Genomic DNA, 18066 nt, shown 5'->3' with positions numbered 1-18066 from the left:
CTAAAGACGATAGCACCATCAGGTCATGCGCTTTATCTGGAAATCAACAAAGGTACTCTTAAAACCCATCTCTTGTAGCCAGGGAGTACTGGTTTTGGGAGAGAGTCATCACGCCTCAAAGATAGCTAATATACGCCAGAAGCAAAACCTAAAGGCCCTGTTGCTGCCTCACAACTTTGCTCGCCTTGCAACTTCACTATGGGAAATGGATCCTTACGTACTTCTAGGCGCTTTAGAACACGACTAAATCGTTTATGAAACTGCTGCATCTGTGTTTGAAAAATTCATTTAGAACCGACTCTTTCTAGTCCACGGCCTCTAGGCGGGTTACGCTGCTTGTCTTGACCTTTGAGCTCGACGATAGACAAGAGGCGTCACGCCCCAAATGTTGGGTTTTGAAGAATTGACGGTGCTTTGAATACTTAGTTTTACGAAGCTGCTTTGAGCCTCAGGTGGTGCCTCTCCTTAGATTTGGTGCTTGTCAAGGCGATCTCGACGTCGTAGTGTTAGCCCAAATTTACCACCGTTTTTGACCCCGATATCACTTACGAACAAGGGAGATAGCCAAGGTAGTTAGCTAAGAACTGGAGAAAATGTAGAGGCAACTGTCTTTACAGATTCATCTGGGTGTCGTGGTCTTGACTCCTAAAGAGCTTTAGGCTGGCGATCTATGTTGGCATCACAGGTAGCTACCACAAAGATAGAGTATCTGAAACCCATCTGCTTCGGCGTAATTCGTGCAAAGATCACAAGGTAAAGAACGAGACACTAGCCAATGTGTCCTATCTCTTAGAATAGACCACCTAGGTAGTCTGAGTCCTTGACAGATAAGCACCATGTAGTGGCCGGGTAGGACTCTACCCTAGCTGTCAAGATAGTTGTCGCTTACTGGTGTAAGGTATTGAACATAGAGGGCGACAACTATCTTGACAGCTAGGGGGGACAAAGAGCGTACTTGAACTCTTAGTTCAGGTGCTTTGTTCTATAGCCAAGTTACCCTAGATAATGTTCCAAAGAGTCTTTGCTCTGTAGCAGCAGAGGTTAACTCAGGCTTTCTATGCGCTCAGAAAGCAGCTTCATCTGTAGCTCGGTCAGCCAGTCTCCCTCAAGTGGCTTGAGACCCACTGCCTTTTCTAACAAATAGTCTGCGAGTGCGTAGTTACGAGCTAGTGCCGGACCGTGCATATAGGTACATAACACGTTTCCCTGTAATGCTCCGTCCACATGGGCATCGTAGTCGTTTCCTACCCCTCGCAGAGTCCTTGAGATTGGCTGTGAACGACCGAATAAGGTAGTTCCAGATCCGTGGTTTTCAAATCCCGAGAGGAGCCTCTGCGAGATCGGCAACAAGGACTCACCAAGGAGCTCCCCCACCGCCCGATCCCCCTTTATTCGACGAGTCTTTGCATCTACTACGCCCAAACCACTCTGAATTTCTCCACGCGCATCGACGTAGGAGTCCCCCAGTATCTGAAATCCTGCGCAGACGGCGAAGACCAGTGCTCCTTTGTCTATAGCCCTCGCAAAGTTAGGTTCCTTAGAGAGAAGATCTCTAGCATAGTTCTGGGGCCCATCCTCTCCCCCACCTAGCAGGTAAATATCCCCCTCCGCCGTTACCGTCTCGTCAGAGTGCACCAAGACCACCTCAGCGCTGATATCGTGCAACGCCACCCGTTTGGCAAGGATCGTCGCATTTCCGCTATCTCCGTATGTTCCAAGGAGATCTGGATATAGAAGCACGATCCGAACCGAGGAGTCTGACACCGTCACCGAAGAAGATCCTTTCTCAGGTCGTAAAAAGCTGTGTAGTTTCCTATGTAAGAGATCGTAGTGTTGGGCGAACACTCCAAATTCTGAAGCGCATCTAACTGCGAACCAGAGACTGGCATCGGATCGATATCAGCATAACCCAGCCTCACTGCAAGGTCGAACTTTCGATCGCCTAGCACAACGATCCTCTTGTAACGATTGGAAAGCCTCTCAAAGTGCACATCCCAGATCCAAGAGGTATCTTTGCCGTCTGCTACGTTGGCATTGAGAGCCATAACCAGCCGATCAGCGATGGGGTCTTCTAAAACGGTATCGATAAGGGCATTCCACCCAGCGGGATTCTTAGCTAACATCGTTCTCACCTTTACGCCATCGGGTCTACCCAAAGAGTAGATGGAGTATCTACCTCCGCTTCCTTCAAAGCTTTGCAGACGACGAAGCGCCTCTTCTGGGTTGAAAGGCACTCCGGACAGTCGAGCAAGTTCTGAGGTTGCGGCAATCGCAAGCAAGGCGTTGCCCAGATTGAATCTCCCCGGAATAAGAAGATTTAGTTCACCCAGACTCTCGTGGTCTCTTACAACCCCTCCTCCTTGGTCCAAGGAGTAGCTTGGATTGGGCCGACGAAAGTCACACACCGAACATCCCCAATCACAGTCGCTAAAGATCACCTTTGACTCACATATCGGGCAAGAGGTTGCATCAAGGTGCCAACCACCACCAGAGGATACGTAGATGGGGTCAGAAGAACCCATCGCTGCATATACAACCAGTGGATCGTCACAGTTCGCTACTACCTTCAGCTTCGACTGCTTACCAAAGAGATCTCTCCATCTCTTGGCGATCATCCTTACCTCTGAGTTACGGTCAAGTTGATCTCTAGAAAGGTTCAAAAGCACCACCACCTTGGGGTTAACCGTCGCAGCTACCGCTGGAAGATACGCCTCGTCCACCTCAAAGACACCAAACCTTAGCTGATGAGATCCGGGGACGCGTTGGGCTCTGGCAAGCGCAAAGGCTACACCAAAATCCATATTTGCTCCAGTGTCGTTGGTATAGATCTCGTATCGTGAAAGAAGATCAGAGATCATCGCTGTCGTAGTGGTTTTCCCGTTCGTTCCGCTTACAACGACGGAGATCACGCCTTGAGATAGAACAGACAGGGCGTTGGGCTCCAGCGCAAGTAACACACGACCAGGCAGCGTTCCACCTTGCCCAATGCCGAAGTGCGTTATTAGCTTGCTTATCGCTCTCGCAACAAAAACCGCTACAGCGGTCCTAAGCTTTCTTACCAACTTGACATCGGAGCCATCCTCAAATAATATCGTCATACAGTTTGCTAAGCATATTGCTTAAATGGAAAGGAGCCGACGGGGGGAGTCGGCTCCTTAGCAGAGCAAGAACGGAGGGGGGATCCGGTTACTTGCATTATCTATTATGGTCGGTTCACACGGCGCTTGCGACACTTAGGATACGATAGTTCATATCACTTTTTTTGCTAGGAAGGTATATGGACATAAAGCAGCTGAAGTCACTTGTTGCAGTGAACGATCACGGTAGCTTTTCAGCGGCCGCTGATGCCTTAGATACGGTTCAATCCAATGTCTCCGCTCACATCTCTAAGCTTGAGAACGAACTGCACGCTATCCTCATAGATCGCAAAGACGGCACATTGACCGAACAGGGACAGATCGTAGTAAAGCGCGCCAGAGCAGCACTAGCAGAGCTAGAGGCAATCTATAGTGATCTCTCTTCGCTCACCTTCGACGTCCGGGGACGAGTAAGGGTAGGCCTAATCGGCACCACCGCAAGATGGCTCATACCGCTTCTATCAGAGCAGATTTCTCTTGACCACCCCAACATGAACCTACACCTCTCAGAGGGAACCTCATCAGCCCTACACCGCTGGCTTCACGAGGGCGTAATCGACCTGGCGATCCTAAATACCCCAATTTACGCTTCAGACATACACTTTAGAGCACTCTTCGAAGAACAGATGGTGTTAGCGGTTCCCCCGCACTACGCAGTATCGGACAAAGATAAAATCTACCTCGCCGATCTAGCTTCCATCGAGATCATAACACCCCCGAAGGGAAACTGGTTCAGAGACGAACTAGACGCCGTTGCCGCCAAGTCCGGGGTAAAGCTGCGGACGAAGGTAGAGATCGACGGATTGCGACTAATTGCTGCGCTCGCCATAGACGGTTTTGGTCCTGCCATAGTACCGTCAACCGCCATTTCAGCACATCTGGGTGACCGAGTAAGAACCATTCCGATCCTCGACGTTCCTCCGAGAAAAGTTGGAATCGCAAAGCGCAAGAACCAGATAGAGTCCTCCGCAGTTCGAGCCTTTACGATCTCGCTCGAGAGCCTGCTTAGTCGTAAGGATATCGTCCTTCCAAAGGGAGTTACCTCTTCCAATCCACAGCAAGTCTCTAAAGTCTCTAAAGTCTCTAAAAGATGACGAAAGCACGCCGCAACCATTTGACATGCAGGGGTTCATTAGCTAACTTACCATAGAGTAATAAAACAGAAGGAGTAACACCTATGACCAAGTTTTGCGACGGTCGAGTAGTTGTAATTACAGGTGCCGGGCGAGGAATCGGAAAGGCGCACGCCTTGGAGTTTGCCCGCCATGGTGCAAAGGTGGTAGTAAACGACCTCGGAGCCGAGGTAGACGGTGTTGGCTCCTCCACAGGACCTGCTGGTGAGGTCGTTGAAGAGATCCGCTCTATGGGCGGTGACGCCATTGCAAACGGCGACGACGTATCCACCTGGGAAGGAGCGCAACGTCTCATCAACACCGCCATCGAAACATATGGGAAACTAGATGTAGTAGTCAACAACGCTGGAATTCTACGAGATCGTATGCTGGTGAACATGACGGAGGAGGAGTGGGACGCAGTCATACGAGTCCACCTAAAAAGTACCTTTGTGATGACTAGGTGGGCGGCCAATTACTGGCGCGAAGAGACAAAAGCTGGTAAAGCCGTTGATGCTCGTGTAATCAATACAGCTTCATCTTCTGGAATCTATGGAAACGTAGGTCAAACTAACTACGGCGCAGCAAAAGCTGGAATTGCTTCTTTCACGATCATCGCATCTATGGAGCTCGCTCGGTACGGAGTGACCGTAAACGCAATAGCACCAGTAGCCCTCACCCGTATGACGGAGAACCTTGGAGTATTCTCTGCAAGTGAAGATCCCACGAAGTTCAACCCCGTAGCTCCCGAAAACATCTCTCCCTTGGTAGTGTGGTTGGGATCCGAACGCTCTAAGGAGGTCACGGGGCGAGTATTTGACGTGGTTGGCGGCCATATCGATGTCGCTGAAGGGTGGCACGCTGGACCAGCCATCGACAAAGAGGACCGTTGGAGCGTAGAGGAACTCGACAAAGTTCTGGTAGACCTGGTGCGAAGCGCAAAAAAGAATGCCGACATGAGCGGCAAGATTCCTGACTAGTAGACACCGCAAAGAGGTATCGCTGGATCCTAATCGTCTCTTAAATCATCTCTAGCGAACTGACGAGCAAGCACAACACAGTTCGCTAGAGACTTGGCTTATCGGCTAACCTTGTCTAGATGTCTTTACTTCAAAACAAGGTAGGTTGACTTGGCTTTTCCTCAACTTGTAAAGTCAGTGTTTGAACTGTACGCGCTTGTAGGCGATGCATTTGTGGGATCGACCGAGGCTCTGCTGTATGGTGACCGCATGATCGCAGAGAAACTCATTGAGAGAGATCAGCTTGTCGATAACCTTTATGCTGAACTCGATCAGGAGCTAGCCGAACGTCTATCTAAGGTTCCCCTAAGCGCCGATGAGATCTCTTACTTGGTCGGGCTTATGAAGATCGTCCCGGAGTTGGAGCGCAGCGGAGATCTCGCTGAGCATATCGCCCAAAAGTCGCTACTGGGACTGGGGCCAGAGATGTCACCCAGGCTTAGAGGAATCGTCAACCAGATGAGTAAGACCGCGGCAGAGATGTGGCGCCGCTCCGCAGAGGCCTTTTTAAACTCCAATAAAGAAGCACACAGAGTAATCGACGCTCTTGACGACGAGATAGACGAACTCAACCTTGCTTACTACACAGAACTAGCCTCATCCTGCAAGGACGTCGTGCCAGCCATTGAGCTGGCGTTGGTGGGACGCTTCTATGAACGCTTTGCGGATCACGCAGTCAATCTCGCCCGAACGGTAGCACAGTTACCAGATCTTCGTTAAGATCTCCCTATACGTATCGAACACTTATGTGACTTTTGCCCCTAACCTGCACCGGTTAATCCTGCAAGTATTAAAGCATGTTACCTGAACCCTATGTTTTAGAGCATCTCCCCTTAGAAGCCTGTCTCTACTACATAGCCTCGAACGCAAACGGCCGACTGTCTTTAAACGTCGACGCTCTTCCCCTCATACTTCCCACCCCATATAGTTACAGAGGCGATAAATTAGAGTTACCAGTTCCAGAACAAGACAGGATCAGACACTCTATAGACGGCTCCGTCGTAGCCCTTGAGACTGGCGGTATTGACCCTAACACATTAGAAGGCTATAGCGTTCAGGCGATCGGAGTCGCCAAGCTAATATCACGGAGCAAGATCAAAGACCTTTCAGAGAGGGTGACGAGAAACTGCTTTGACTGCGTAGAGATCTACCCAACGATCATCAGGGGTACTCTGATCCACTCCGGACGTTAGACGAAGCCTTCTCTAAAGTTTATAGTGCACCATAGACATCACGAGAGACTGGCGCGTGAGTTCTAGGATATTTACCAAAGGGTAATTTTACGCTTTGATATATTCATAAGTGACAAGTTAGGTAATAGAACTATATAATTGGCGATAACACTTTACGTTCATTTACATAAGGGAGAGCTATGGAGCCGCTTGCAGTTCGAGCTGAGAGGAAGCCATTTAGAGGACGTCTTACCCGAGACGCAATCGTGCATGCGGCGATCAAGATGATCGATGCCGACGACATAAGCGGGTTTTCTATGCGAAAACTAGGTAAGAGTCTCGGCGTGGAGGCGATGGCTCTTTACCATCACTTCAAAAATAGAGAGGAGATACTCGAGGCCGTAGCAGAAGAGATAACCGCCGAGATAACCGCTAACGACGCCGTCGACTCAGGTAAAAGTTGGCAGGATCAGATAAAGATCAGCTCGCAAACCGCCTTAGACGTCATGCGTAGCCACAAGGGCGCTCTATCTCTGATGCTCGAGCACGGTAAGATATCAGCACCGTGGATGATGTGGCACGAGCAGCAACTTGGCATCTTACTTGGAGCTGGTCTACCGCCACGTGAAGCTATTGCCGCCTTTAGGGCAATAAGTAGCTACATCTTTGGCTTTACCGGGTTTGAGACGAGATATCGACCCATCATGGAGAAGAAGGACTCCGTAAACGTGATGATCGAGGAGTTTAGAAAGTCAGACTATACAAACCTCAAGTCTGCAACAGACTACTTTAGGAGAGACTGGGACGATCAATTCGATGCTGGACTCGATCTTCTCATATCGGGCATCGAGGCCCAGATAGATATGTTGAGCAAGGTGTCATAGGGCGCCCTTTCGCTCCATGAGCCGTGCACCGTAGGCAGCAGCTTCAGATCGGTGGCTCATCCCTAGCTTGGCGAGAAGATTGGATACATAGTTTTTGACTGTCTTTTCAGCCAAGAACATGGACTGGGCTATCTCTTTGTTGGTTTTGCCTTCGGTGATAAGTTCCAGAATCCTTTTCTCTTGCTTTGATAGTCGCGAGATAGGCTCATCATCTTTTTCAGCCGCTCTCAGCCTCTCAAGCACCTTAGAGGTGATAGAAGAGTCGAGGAGACTTTTTCCGTCTGCGACCTTCCTTATGGCATCGATCAGCTCATCGACCCTTACTCCTTTGAGAAGATAACCCGATGCACCTGCGATAATAGAAGAGAACAACGCTTCGTCATCAGAGTGAGAGGTTAGCATGATGCAAGCTACCTCAGGATATTCAGAGCGAATCTCTCTGCAAAGCTCCACTCCGCTTCCATCTGGAAGACGCACGTCCAGTAGGGCGACCTTGGGTCGGCTTCTTACGATCCGGATCAGCGCCTCGGACACCGAAGCAGCTTCTCCCACTACCTCCATGTCGTCTTCGGCATCTATGAGTGCCGCTAGGCCCACCCTTACGACCTCGTGATCGTCGACCAAAAATACACCGATTCCCATGCCACGATCTTACTCTCTCCCTATTCCGATCGACACAGACCTTGGATATCTACAAGCCAGCTCGTGTTCTAGAGACCAACCAGAAAAACTCGTGCCAAATGGCCCTAAGCAGCTGCGCCTCAAAACCTTCATAATGTAATAAAGCGCTCTAGGCTGAAATGGTTAGGTAAAGGAGAAGGTTCCCATGGCGGAGAACGAAAGACAAACCGTGAACTTCGATAGTTACAGAGAGATCGTTGTGGGTATCGATGGATCAGAGGCATCCAACCAGGCTCTTAGCTGGGCCGTAGAAGAGGCTAAGGTCAGAGGAGCCTCTATAAAGATCGTACACGCATGGGAGTATCCCGCGCTGGCTTATGGAGCATACGCCAACGAAGGCTTAGATCTAGAAGCTGGGGGCAAAGAGATCCTGACGCAAGCGACAGATCTCGTCAACTCGATAGATAAGGATGTAAGCGTGACAACCGTGCTTAGAGAGGGTAACCCGGTACCCATACTCTCCCAAGAGTCTGAGCACTCCGACCTCTTAGTTGTCGGATCAAGAGGGCACGGAGGATTCGCCTCTTTAGTTCTTGGATCTGTCTCAAGCCAACTGGCTCATCACACCAAGACAACCCTGGTCATCGTGCGAAACAAACACTGACACTACAGCCACTCAGAAGATAAAGTGGGGTCAACCACCAGAACTCATACGGGATCATCTACCTCTTAGAGTTTGAAACTCGTCAACAGGTGTTGTTTCAGCTTCCCGCTCAGAAATTCATCAGACGAAATGGTGACTTTCTGAGCGGACAACCTACTTCGGGAGGCACCGGTCAGACTTGATTCTCTACCGACAAATCTTTACTAGATACAGCATCGTCAAGGAAGAGACCTCCTAATCCTGTCATACCCAGATGGATGTTCATCCCACCAGGCTGTAGCGACATCTCTACTGCAAAATCTAAGTCCTACTGACTGAGATATTCTTGATACAAAGATCATCGCCGGAGAGGATAAAACGACAGGGCCCTGCATTATGGTCGCACTACAGCCGCTATGACCAGAACTATGCCTGATTTAGCCATCAACAAAAGACAGTTCTAAGCCACTTTCCGCTATGACACATGCACATATTCAATGACGGAAACAGATACTTTTGCACCGCCCCACATGGACATACCTAAAGGGCAAATAGATAGGGCCAAAAGTCACAACAACGATATGGCTAATCTCAAACTTCCTGCTTAGGTAAACCTTTCAGCTCTGAGGGTCTCTGTAGCCCTAAAGTAGTCGACATCTGTACCGAAAATGCATCCATGGCTAGAATTAACCCCGCAATCGACCTCGACCTTACCTCCAAGGTCCTCGACAAGATAGAGAACATCGTGATGCTCTGTGACACCACACCAGACAACAAGATCTACTACATGAACAGGGCGGCAAAGACGACCCTTGCGAAGTATCGCGAACGCCTAAACTCTGCCTTGCATCAAGCTGACGTCGCTAACGCCATGGGGCGATCCATCCACCAGTTCCACAAGGATCCCGATCGAGTTAGGGATATTTTCAACGCTATTGCTGCCAAGAGACTGGAGTCACACTCGGCTCCAATACACCTTGGTGACGTACACCTTATGACTCAGGTATTTCCCATCTGGGACGAAAAGGGTAATCTGCGGTGCTTCATGGCGTGCTGGTCCGACGCAACCGCTGAGTACATGCTCGAGGAAGCCAAAGAACACGCAGATGCAGAGAGGGAGAGAGTCCTAGCAGAGCGACTGGGATCCATCGCCGCCGCGGTCGAAGAGATGACAGCGTCGATAGCAGAGGTTGCCCGCAGTGCAACTGAGGCTTCATCGACCTCCGATGAGGTGTCCGCAAGTGCATCCACTGGTCGCGACATCGTCCAGCTAGCTGGTAAGACGATGGAAGAGATTGCACTCATGATTCGTGAAACAGCCTCGGTGCTTGAGACTTTAGACACTAAGTCTCAAGAGATCGGTACGATCGTCTCCGTTATTCAAGGGATTGCGGACCAGACAAACCTACTCGCACTAAACGCTGCAATAGAGGCCGCAAGAGCCGGTTCTGCCGGCCGTGGTTTTGGAGTAGTCGCTGATGAGGTAAGGCAGCTGGCTGGACGCGCCAGAGAGGCCGCCTCCGAGATAGCCTCTAAGGTTGGAGAAATCAGAAGCGGAACACAAAGCGCAGTACATGCAATAGAGGCATCAAGGTCAAAGGCTGAAGATGGCGAGGACAAGGCACGCCAGGCCGATGATGCTATCGACTCGATAGCACAAAACGTCGAAGTTGTAAGGGACATGATTGCACAGATCGCAGTCGCCGCCAACGAGCAGTCCTATGCCGCCAATGAAATGGCCTCTACCTTGAACTCGATGAGTAGCTCATCGACATCGGCAGAAAACGCCATAGAAGACGCAAAGTCTCGTTTTAGGGTGAAGAACAACAAGGGTTACGCGTCCAAGGTTTGACCTCTATAGCCCAAAGGCCTTGTTCACACCGGCCGCCCCAGTAAGGCCAGCGTCATCACCAAGTTCGGCCCTTTTGATCGTTACACTTAGATAAGGTGGCGCTATAGATCGAATGTGTCCTTCTACAAGCCGTAACAAAAGGTTTGAGTTTATAGCGATTCCACCGCCAAGGACAAGATCTGAAACAGATGTAATCCAGCAAAGATTAGCTAGGGCTATCGATAGATCCTGAGCAAAAACATTGAAGAGCTTGTACTCCTCTGAGTCTTCATCTTCTGCTAGCTTTAGGAGAGCCTTGTTATCTGAGACAAGCCCCAACCTCCTAGCACGCTTAGAAAGACCTGTCCCAGAGGCGAGGTCCTCGACGGACGGAATTTTGGATCTGTCCACCCCCATATCCTGGCTCGCCGGAATGAAGCTGTGTCCAAGCTCCATAGTCGATAGTCGACCCTTTAGGAGTTTACCCTCAAGCATCGCCCCAACGCCAACTCCTGTAGATACGGTCACATAAAGGATCGATCCAAGGCCTTGACCTGCGCCGTAGAAGTACTCGCCTATAGCGGCAAGGTCAGCGTCGTTTACTAACCTCGCATCGACTTCAAACAGATCTTGGATGTTTCTCTGAGTCAGAGCATCTACCCAGCCTGGGCTGATGTTCGGTGCGTAGAGAAGCTCGCCAGCCTTATAGTCAACCACGCCTGGAACTCCAACCACAACGCCATCAGCACAGCTCTTCGGATCGACCTTATTCCTCAGGGATGAAAGTGCCAGGAGAGGATCGCTAACCGATTTTGTATCGACTCTTTCGTGTACGACTATCGTGCCCGAGTCGTCAACAAGAGCCATCCGAAAGTGCGTACCACCGATATCGACTCCAATTAGCATGCTCACTCCTTTTATCTCAACTCGAACTACCGCAGAAAACTTACCCGGCTCGGTGTTTAGCAGGAGACTGGCTGTTGAGGACGTTTCTCACAGTGTTTACTATTCCAACGTGAGTGAACGCTTGGGGGAAGTTCCCCAACATCCTCTTTGAATGGACGTCATACTCCTCAGAGAAGAGTCCAAGGTCGTTCCCTAGAGTAAGGAGGTGATCAAGACGATCTTTAGCCTCGTCCTTTCTTCCAGCAAGCGCAAGATTGTCAACCATCCAAAATGAACAAGCTAGAAACACCCCCTCCTCTCCGTCTAACCCGTCTACATGGTCTTGATCGTCCGAGTAACGACGAAGGAGACCGTCCTCAGAGAGACGCTCATCTATAGCCCTAGCGGTGGATAACATCATTGGATCATCTGCCTTTATAAATCCCACTAAAGGTAGCATCAGACAAGAAGCATCTAAAGAGGTCGATCCAAAGTACTGTGTGAAGGCGCCAATATCTTCGTTATATCCCTTAGTCATTACCTCCTTCTTGATCTCATCGGCTACCGCCTTCCATCTAGCCGATGGACCCTCAAATCCAAATCTCTCTGTTACTCTGATCGCTCGGTCAAGAGCGACCCAGGCCATAACCTTTGAGTATGTGAAGTCTCTACGAGGACCCCTTATCTCCCAGATTCCCTCGTCTGGATCTCTCCATCTCTTCTCCACGAACTCGACGACCTTGACCTCGAGATCCCAGGCATCGTTTAACGACGGAATGCCGCTTCTCCTAAACTGATAAAAAGCGTCCATGAGCTCGCCATAGACGTCAAGCTGGAACTGATCCGAAGCCGCGTTTCCAACTCGCACCGGTCTAGAGTTCTCGTAACCATTTAACCATGGAATCTCGAACTCAGGTATGAGTCTCTCCCCCGCCACTCCATACATGATCCTCAACTGTTGAGGATCCCCCGCAGCAGCGCGCAAAAGCCAATCTCTCCATCGCCTTGCCTCATCTGCGTACCCGTCTACCATAAGCGCGTAGAGAGTAAAGGTCGCATCTCTCAGCCAACAGTAGCGGTAGTCCCAGTTTCGGGATCCACCCATCTGTTCGGGCAGTGACGTGGTAGGGGCGGCAACGATGCCTCCTGTAGGCGCGTAGGTAAGTGCCTTGAGTGTAATTAGGGACCGTACAACCACATCGCGGTACTCCCCAAAGTCTTCCCTGCACTGAAGTACCCAGTTTTGCCAGAACTCAATGGTATTTTCAAGTGCAATCGAGGCGTCCAAAGCCCTTGGAGCTGGCTCCAGTGAGCCGTGATATGTAAGAGTGAAGCTCACTCGCTCTCCTTTTTCAAGGACAAACTCAGCGAAGGTCTCCATGTTGCGACCCATTAGGTTTACGGAGGATTCAAGGGAAAGAGCGTGCGGACCGGCAATCATATTTAATCCGTCTTGGGTACGCTTCACCCACGGAACAGTCTGTCCATAGTCGAAGCGAACCTCAAGTTCTGACTCGACTCTGCTTACACCCGACACACCCTCAACGATTCGTATTAGACACGGATTGTCCAGTCTCGGAGGCATAAAGTCGACGACCCGAAAGCTCCCAGAGTCGTCCTCGAAGAGCGTCTCGAGCACCAAGGTATCCTTTACGTACCTCCTCGACTTTGCGATCATTTGATCTTTAGGTGAGATCCGCCAGTGACCCCTCCCCTCACCGCCAAGTAGGTTAGCGAAACAGGCTCCAGCGTCAAATCGTGGCAGACATAGCCAATCTATCGAGCCAGTCTTAGACACCAGGGCCACGGTGTGAAGATCACCGATAACCCCGTAGTCCTCTATAGGTCTATACATACCTCAAGCCAACCACAAATAATTGCTCCACGCAACCTGGGTAAACCCGATTACTTCATGGAAGGTTAGGCAGGACTCTAGAGATGGTGATATAGCCAGACACTTAGTTGCACGAATCTATAGGTAAGGTAGATAACGGTTGCGACAACCAGAAGTTTGAAGTGCCAGGGAGCCTTCTTAGGAGGAGCTATCACAGAGCCGCAGGTTGGGCAGTGACCCTCCTTGTCGATCTCTTCCGACTCTTTGAACTTCGAACAGTTTTCGCACCAAGGCACACTTTAATTGTAGTTGTCCGAAACGGTTTCAACAACGCACGCACGAAGGCCGCACGACCCCCATTTACTCTATGCACAGTTAGACTTGAAGGTCTAGCGCCTTATCCTCCGCTGTAGAACTTGTTCATATAGATGCGATTACTAAGTAGATCGACAGCACCATCAAACTATTTGGTACCAACCGACCCAGTAGTTAGCTACTTCTTCGGCGAACTCGAATCTTTATGGGTGTAACCCCCAGACCAAAGTGCTCCCGGATACGATTCTCAACGTAGCGCAAGTACCCCGTGTCGATATCTTTGGTAGAAAAAAGTGTAAAGGTAGGCGGATCCGTAGCACCTTGAACGCCATATAAAATCTTGGTCTTCTTCGGTGGATGATTCACCTGTAGGGAAACTAGCAACTTGTTTAGCTCTCTGGTAGGAACACGCTTTGTATATACCGAGTTAGCTTCGTCGATAAATTTCCAAACCCGGTGCAAGTTGTGACCGCTGAGAGCCGAGATGCGGAGCGGCTCCATGTAGGAGAGGAAGCTTAACTTGGACTTGACCTCTGACTCAAGACTAAGTCGTTCTTCCTCTGACAACGAGTCCCACTTATTTAAAAGGACGATCGCCGGAGATCCAGAGAGATCTATCCGCTCCGCTAGTCTTTGATCCTGTGATGTCACCCCTTCTGTAGCGTCTACGACCAACAAGGCGATATCTGAAGTATCGATCGCCTGCAAGGTGCGCACCATCGAGAAGTACTCTGTACCGTCACTGCTTTTGGACTTTCTCCTCAACCCAGCGGTATCTACGAAACGATAGGTCATGCCATCCCGCTCAACCACGGTGTCGACTGTATCGGTCGTGGTACCAGCCATGTCGTGAACGACTGAGCGTTCTGCCCCTACAAGCCTATTAAACAGTGTCGACTTACCGACGTTTGGCCGACCCACCAATGCAACGTGAACAATCTTTGCATCGTCTTGCGAAGAGCCATACTCCGATACCTCTTCGTCGTCTTCTAGAGGTGCATCAATACGATCAATCACTGCGTCGAGTAGATCGCCTGAGAGTCGACCATGGAGTGCACTCACTCCAAAGATATCTCCAAACCCAAGTGACGCGAACTCCCAGATCAAAGGGTCCTGACGGTCGGAGTCCACCTTGTTGACTACGACGATCACATCTTTGACGCCAACTTTGTGTAGCATGTCCCTGACTCTTAGGTCTTCTTCGGTAACACCTACCGTTGCATCAACTACAAATAAGACAAGATCTGCCGAGCGGATCGCCTCCTCGGACTGCTTTGAAACCTTATCATCTAACGAGGTTCCACTACTTAGCCAGCCACCGGTATCGACTAAAGTGAAGGAGCGTCCAGACCACTTCACCTCGACCTCCTTGCGGTCCCTGGTGACCTTTGGCATCTCCTCTACGATCGCAACGCGCCTTCCAACAAACCGATTGAACAGTGTTGACTTACCCACGTTGGGACGACCCACTACGGCTACCTTTGGTAGATCCTGCACTTTATTTACCCTTCAAAATACTCAAATCCCTAGCCGTAGCTCCGGACGTCGTCTAACCGCAAGAGCTTTCGCCAGCGATGCCCCATCGGTAGGCACAACCTCGACCTCTCTGGGGAGGTCCCTAACTAGGATTCCGTCTAAGAACCTTCCTTCGTTTAGACAGACGTCTGGGAGCAGATACCTGTCCCCTTCCGGTTCTCTTGCCAAAACAGAAGCAACGTCCGTCCCGGTCATAAGCCCTGCCACCTTTGCGTTCCCACCGAAAAACTCGTTTACGACCTCTATCACCCTTACGTCTTCAATACCAGAGTCCGATATCAGTCTCTCTAGCAGAGGTTTCGCATAGGATCCTGTGACGATCGCCGTCTTCTTGTGACCCCGTAACGTGGTTCGTTCAACCCTTCCCCTCGGCATTCGATAGGGACGGTATTCACCCTTTGGCACGCCGTCAACAGAAGCGAAAAATCCAGCTCTACGCCCCCATGCGTAGCTGTTGTCGCCAAAGAAAGAAGCTTCAAACGCCCGGAAGACGCCTATTCCGTTTTCATGCTGAGGAAAACCGTCGTAGCTCTCCAGCGGAGGAAACTCCTTATCTGCAATTAGGTAGAGTTCATCAGATGCGTACACCATCTTTCGACCCATCTCCAAATTAAAGAGTTCCTGATACCGTTCGATGGTCTCGATAGCACTTTGCGCCTCAAAAGTATTCATGGCTCTCATGCGCGGCTCATTTGAGTACTTGGATATGCCAAGAGGAACAACTCCTACGCTCTGCAGCTTGTTATAGCGAACTGCTATCTCCGCCAGTGTCCTTTCAAGCTCGACTCCGTCGTTTAGACCAGGACAAAGAACTATCTGGCCATGTACCTCTATACCGGCTTCTAACATAGCCTCCAGCCATCGTAAAGACGAAGCCCCTCTTTTGTTACGGAGCATCTCAGAGCGTAGATCGGGGTTCGTTGAATGTATCGAGACGAAAAGAGGAGAAAGCTTCTCGGTGATCACCCTCTCGAGGTCCGCCTCGGTGAACCGTGTTAGGGTTGTAAAGTTACCATAGAGAAAAGAAAGCCTATAGTCGTCGTCTTTCATGTAGAGACTTCGACGCATCCCCTTGGGAAGCTGGTAGATGAAACAGAACTCGCAGTGGTTGTCACATGTTCTCACTCTGTCAAACAAGGCAGAAGAAACCTCTATGCCAAGAGGTTCTCCAGCTGTTTTTTCAATCGTCAGCGTAAAGGTAAAACCAGAACGCTCGATCTCAAGCTCAAAGCTTGGTTCCTCGACTAGCAGCTGGTATTCTATGATGTCTCGAGGCACGACTCCTGATATGCTGACGATGACGTCGTGCGGAAGAACCCCGGCCAAGTCAGCCGGAGAACCGCTTGCGACCTCGACTACGGTTGGACTTGACACACATCTAGTGTAGAGGAACCGGGTAGTCTTTAAGTAGTGACTGTGACTAAAGTACTGCTGGCGGAACCTAGAGGTTTTTGTGCCGGCGTCGAAAAAGCGATTAAGGCCTTAGCGTGGATGGTGAGGGTGATTGAACCCCCAATCTACTGTTATCACGAAATCGTTCACAACCAGGTTGTAGTAAAGCGATTCGAGGACCTAGGCGTAATATTCGTGGACTCTATCGACGAGGTTCCCTTAGGAGCTCCGCTGATGCTCTCCGCCCATGGTACGGCTCCTTCGGTCATAGAGGCCGCTCAGGAAAGATCACCGTTGGTAGTAAACGCCGTCTGCCCTTTGGTTACAAAGGTACACCACGAGGTGAAGGTAAGGGCCCAAAGAGGTTACGAGATCATTTATGTCGGTCACAAAGGTCACGACGAGGCAATAGGCACCTCAGCGGTTGCTCCGTCTGTCGTTCACCTAATCGAAACCGTCGAAGACCTAGAGAATCTAGAGAAGTTCGACCACGACGTTGCACTCGTCGCACAGACAACATTGGCGATGGACGAGTGGTCGGAGATTAGGGAGAAGGCTGCAAACACCTACCCTAATCTATGGATGGCACCGAAGTCAGATCTGTGTTTTGCTACCACTAATCGTCAGAGCGCTCTAAAGAATATAGCCTCTAGATGCTCAACCGTAGTCGTCGTAGGCTCGCCAAACTCGTCTAATACCGTCGCCCTAACCAAGGTAGCAAAGAGTTGTGGCGTCGCCAACGTATATCGAATTAACTCCGCCGATGAACTTCCTGAGGATATAGAAGGCGTCGTCGGCGTTACCGCTGGAGCTTCGGCTCCCGATGAGCTTGTAGAAGAGGTGATCGCCAAGCTCAACCCTACAGACGGCTATGAAGTCGTCGTCTCCACGACCGAAGACGAGTACTTCCCCCCACCCCCTGAACTTCGAGATCTTGTCAGGTCACTTTACAAACTCTTGGGATTTGCATTCGGAGTACCCCCTTTAGACCCTGGTGGCCCTTTATCTAAAGATAAAGAAACAAGTGCATCTCAGGTCTTAGAGAGACTTACCTGAGATCAAGGTCTTGAACAGTAGCGTCAAGGCCATACCACTATAAGTGCATTAGCGGACTCTCGGTAATCATTTACTAGTACATCTCTGCACTTCCAGGACTTATTCTCACTCTAAAGCGTTTTAATATTCAATATCACCACTCTCCGTGTCGATAGCTTCTAAAGAGTTTGAGACACAGCAGAGGTTGTAGAGATGCGATGGAAAGATCGAGGCTTTAGAAGAAGGATACGGAAGCGAGCTGGAGTGGCTGCCGCAGCCGCCGTCATCACGGTCGCGACACTTTCTGTGCCTGCATGGCGCACAGGGGCCAGGTCACACTCCACCCTAGCAAGTGCCATCAACGAAGCGGTTTTGAAGCCAACGAAGCTTCCGTCTTTCGCCACCTCATCGGTAGCGATAGCCCCCACTCCCGACAACGGAGGCTTTTGGCTCGCCAGTCCAGATGGAGCGGTTACCATGTACGGGAACGCACAGAACTTTGGGTCTATGGCTGGTCATCCCCTGAACCAGCCTATCGTAGGTATAGCCGCCACCCCAGATGGAAAGGGATACTGGCTCGTGGCCGCTGATGGAGGGATCTTTACCTTTGGAGATGCAGGGTTCTATGGATCTATGGGAGGACACCCTCT

18 protein-coding genes are annotated in these 18066 nt (G+C 50.4%); 10 read left to right on the top strand and 8 right to left on the bottom strand.

Translation table 11 applies throughout. The annotated features are described in order from the left end of the window. The first annotated feature begins 94 nt into the window (after positions 1 to 94). On the top strand, positions 95 to 247 hold the full coding sequence (locus BUA24_RS12565) for a hypothetical protein (protein ID WP_178138776.1): 153 nt from the start codon (positions 95 to 97) through the stop codon (positions 245 to 247). 794 nt (positions 248 to 1041) lie between these two features. Here BUA24_RS12565 and BUA24_RS08880 read toward each other — a convergent pair. Further along, positions 1042 to 1770, bottom strand: coding sequence for a type 1 glutamine amidotransferase (locus BUA24_RS08880; protein ID WP_218587457.1), 729 nt, complete (start codon positions 1768 to 1770; stop codon positions 1042 to 1044). Then, a complete protein-coding gene (locus tag BUA24_RS08875; RefSeq protein ID WP_072791506.1) occupies positions 1767 to 3098 on the bottom strand; it encodes a MurT ligase domain-containing protein in 1332 nt (443 codons plus the stop codon). Before BUA24_RS08875 ends, BUA24_RS08880 begins: the two co-directional genes overlap by 4 nt. A 179-nt stretch (positions 3099 to 3277) precedes the next feature. Between BUA24_RS08875 and BUA24_RS08870 the strand changes: the two genes are divergently transcribed. From BUA24_RS08870 to BUA24_RS08850, 5 genes are all read left to right on the top strand, one after another. Further along, positions 3278 to 4231, top strand: a complete 954-nt coding sequence (locus BUA24_RS08870) for a LysR family transcriptional regulator (protein WP_072791504.1) — start codon at positions 3278 to 3280, stop codon at positions 4229 to 4231. An 83-nt stretch (positions 4232 to 4314) separates the two neighbouring features. Then, positions 4315 to 5229: an SDR family oxidoreductase gene (locus BUA24_RS08865; RefSeq protein WP_072791502.1), complete on the top strand. Its 915-nt coding sequence runs from the start codon at positions 4315 to 4317 to the stop codon at positions 5227 to 5229. A 150-nt stretch (positions 5230 to 5379) separates the two neighbouring features. Next, positions 5380 to 5988, top strand: coding sequence for a phosphate signaling complex PhoU family protein (locus BUA24_RS08860; protein ID WP_072791499.1), 609 nt, complete (start codon positions 5380 to 5382; stop codon positions 5986 to 5988). A gap of 77 nt (positions 5989 to 6065) precedes the next feature. After that, the gene (locus tag BUA24_RS08855) at positions 6066 to 6461 is read left to right on the top strand and encodes a pyridoxamine 5'-phosphate oxidase family protein (protein ID WP_072791497.1); all 396 of its coding nucleotides are present in this window, start codon (positions 6066 to 6068) and stop codon (positions 6459 to 6461) included. A 179-nt stretch (positions 6462 to 6640) separates the two neighbouring features. Beyond that, positions 6641 to 7324: a TetR/AcrR family transcriptional regulator C-terminal domain-containing protein gene (locus BUA24_RS08850; RefSeq protein ID WP_072791494.1), complete on the top strand. Its 684-nt coding sequence runs from the start codon at positions 6641 to 6643 to the stop codon at positions 7322 to 7324. Here BUA24_RS08850 and BUA24_RS08845 read toward each other — a convergent pair. Then, entirely contained in the window at positions 7319 to 7966 is a 648-nt protein-coding gene (locus BUA24_RS08845; RefSeq protein WP_072791492.1) for a response regulator, read from the bottom strand. The two genes, BUA24_RS08850 and BUA24_RS08845, sit on opposite strands and share 6 nt — an antisense overlap. A 184-nt stretch (positions 7967 to 8150) precedes the next feature. On the opposite strand from BUA24_RS08845, the gene BUA24_RS08840 reads away from it, so the two are divergent. Both BUA24_RS08840 and BUA24_RS08835 read left to right on the top strand, forming a co-directional pair. Continuing rightward, the gene (locus tag BUA24_RS08840) at positions 8151 to 8609 is read left to right on the top strand and encodes a universal stress protein (RefSeq protein ID WP_072791490.1); all 459 of its coding nucleotides are present in this window, start codon (positions 8151 to 8153) and stop codon (positions 8607 to 8609) included. Positions 8610 to 9264: 655 nt separating this feature from the next. Continuing rightward, positions 9265 to 10440, top strand: a complete 1176-nt coding sequence (locus tag BUA24_RS08835; protein WP_072791488.1) for a methyl-accepting chemotaxis protein — start codon at positions 9265 to 9267, stop codon at positions 10438 to 10440. A gap of 3 nt (positions 10441 to 10443) precedes the next feature. Here BUA24_RS08835 and BUA24_RS08830 read toward each other — a convergent pair whose 3' ends face one another. From BUA24_RS08830 to BUA24_RS08815, 5 genes are all read right to left on the bottom strand, one after another. Continuing rightward, positions 10444 to 11325, bottom strand: coding sequence for an ROK family protein (locus BUA24_RS08830; protein ID WP_072791486.1), 882 nt, complete (start codon positions 11323 to 11325; stop codon positions 10444 to 10446). 40 nt (positions 11326 to 11365) lie between these two features. Beyond that, a complete protein-coding gene (locus BUA24_RS08825; RefSeq protein WP_072791485.1) occupies positions 11366 to 13159 on the bottom strand; it encodes a glycoside hydrolase family 15 protein in 1794 nt (597 codons plus the stop codon). Between the two features lie 77 nt (positions 13160 to 13236). Beyond that, positions 13237 to 13434, bottom strand: a complete 198-nt coding sequence (locus tag BUA24_RS12215; protein ID WP_143146485.1) for a hypothetical protein — start codon at positions 13432 to 13434, stop codon at positions 13237 to 13239. 193 nt (positions 13435 to 13627) lie between these two features. Next, a complete protein-coding gene (gene der / locus BUA24_RS08820; RefSeq protein WP_072791484.1) occupies positions 13628 to 14950 on the bottom strand; it encodes a ribosome biogenesis GTPase Der in 1323 nt (440 codons plus the stop codon). Positions 14951 to 14971: 21 nt separating this feature from the next. Next, positions 14972 to 16363 (bottom strand): DUF512 domain-containing protein, encoded by a 1392-nt coding sequence (locus tag BUA24_RS08815; RefSeq protein ID WP_072791481.1) that lies wholly within the window; start codon positions 16361 to 16363, stop codon positions 14972 to 14974. Between the two features lie 36 nt (positions 16364 to 16399). Between BUA24_RS08815 and ispH the strand changes: the two genes are divergently transcribed. Next, positions 16400 to 17437 (top strand): 4-hydroxy-3-methylbut-2-enyl diphosphate reductase, encoded by a 1038-nt coding sequence (ispH, locus tag BUA24_RS08810; RefSeq protein WP_084660371.1) that lies wholly within the window; start codon positions 16400 to 16402, stop codon positions 17435 to 17437. Between the two features lie 192 nt (positions 17438 to 17629). Continuing rightward, positions 17630 to 18066, top strand: a 437-nt coding sequence (locus BUA24_RS12210; protein ID WP_143146484.1) for a hypothetical protein, incomplete at its 3' end; no start/stop codon positions are given.

The sequence above is a fragment of the Ferrithrix thermotolerans DSM 19514 genome, assembly GCF_900128965.1.
Classification (GTDB): domain Bacteria; phylum Actinomycetota; class Acidimicrobiia; order Acidimicrobiales; family Acidimicrobiaceae; genus Ferrithrix; species Ferrithrix thermotolerans.
Note: the sequence above shows the minus strand (reverse complement) of the source record. Positions and strands in the feature narration are given on the sequence as shown.

Excerpts from the sequence above, each read along its gene's own strand:
- BUA24_RS08875 (WP_072791506.1), bottom strand. The coding sequence starts at position 3,098 with ATGACGATATTATTTGAGGATGGCTCCGATGTCAAGTTGGTAAGAAAG.
- BUA24_RS08870 (WP_072791504.1), top strand. The coding sequence starts at position 3,278 with ATGGACATAAAGCAGCTGAAGTCACTTGTTGCAGTGAACGATCACGGT.
- BUA24_RS08865 (WP_072791502.1), top strand. The coding sequence starts at position 4,315 with ATGACCAAGTTTTGCGACGGTCGAGTAGTTGTAATTACAGGTGCCGGG.
- BUA24_RS08855 (WP_072791497.1), top strand. The coding sequence starts at position 6,066 with ATGTTACCTGAACCCTATGTTTTAGAGCATCTCCCCTTAGAAGCCTGT.
- BUA24_RS08850 (WP_072791494.1), top strand. The coding sequence starts at position 6,641 with ATGGAGCCGCTTGCAGTTCGAGCTGAGAGGAAGCCATTTAGAGGACGT.
- BUA24_RS08845 (WP_072791492.1), bottom strand. The coding sequence starts at position 7,966 with ATGGGAATCGGTGTATTTTTGGTCGACGATCACGAGGTCGTAAGGGTG.
- BUA24_RS08840 (WP_072791490.1), top strand. The coding sequence starts at position 8,151 with ATGGCGGAGAACGAAAGACAAACCGTGAACTTCGATAGTTACAGAGAG.
- BUA24_RS08835 (WP_072791488.1), top strand. The coding sequence starts at position 9,265 with ATGGCTAGAATTAACCCCGCAATCGACCTCGACCTTACCTCCAAGGTC.
- BUA24_RS08830 (WP_072791486.1), bottom strand. The coding sequence starts at position 11,325 with ATGCTAATTGGAGTCGATATCGGTGGTACGCACTTTCGGATGGCTCTT.
- BUA24_RS08825 (WP_072791485.1), bottom strand. The coding sequence starts at position 13,159 with ATGTATAGACCTATAGAGGACTACGGGGTTATCGGTGATCTTCACACC.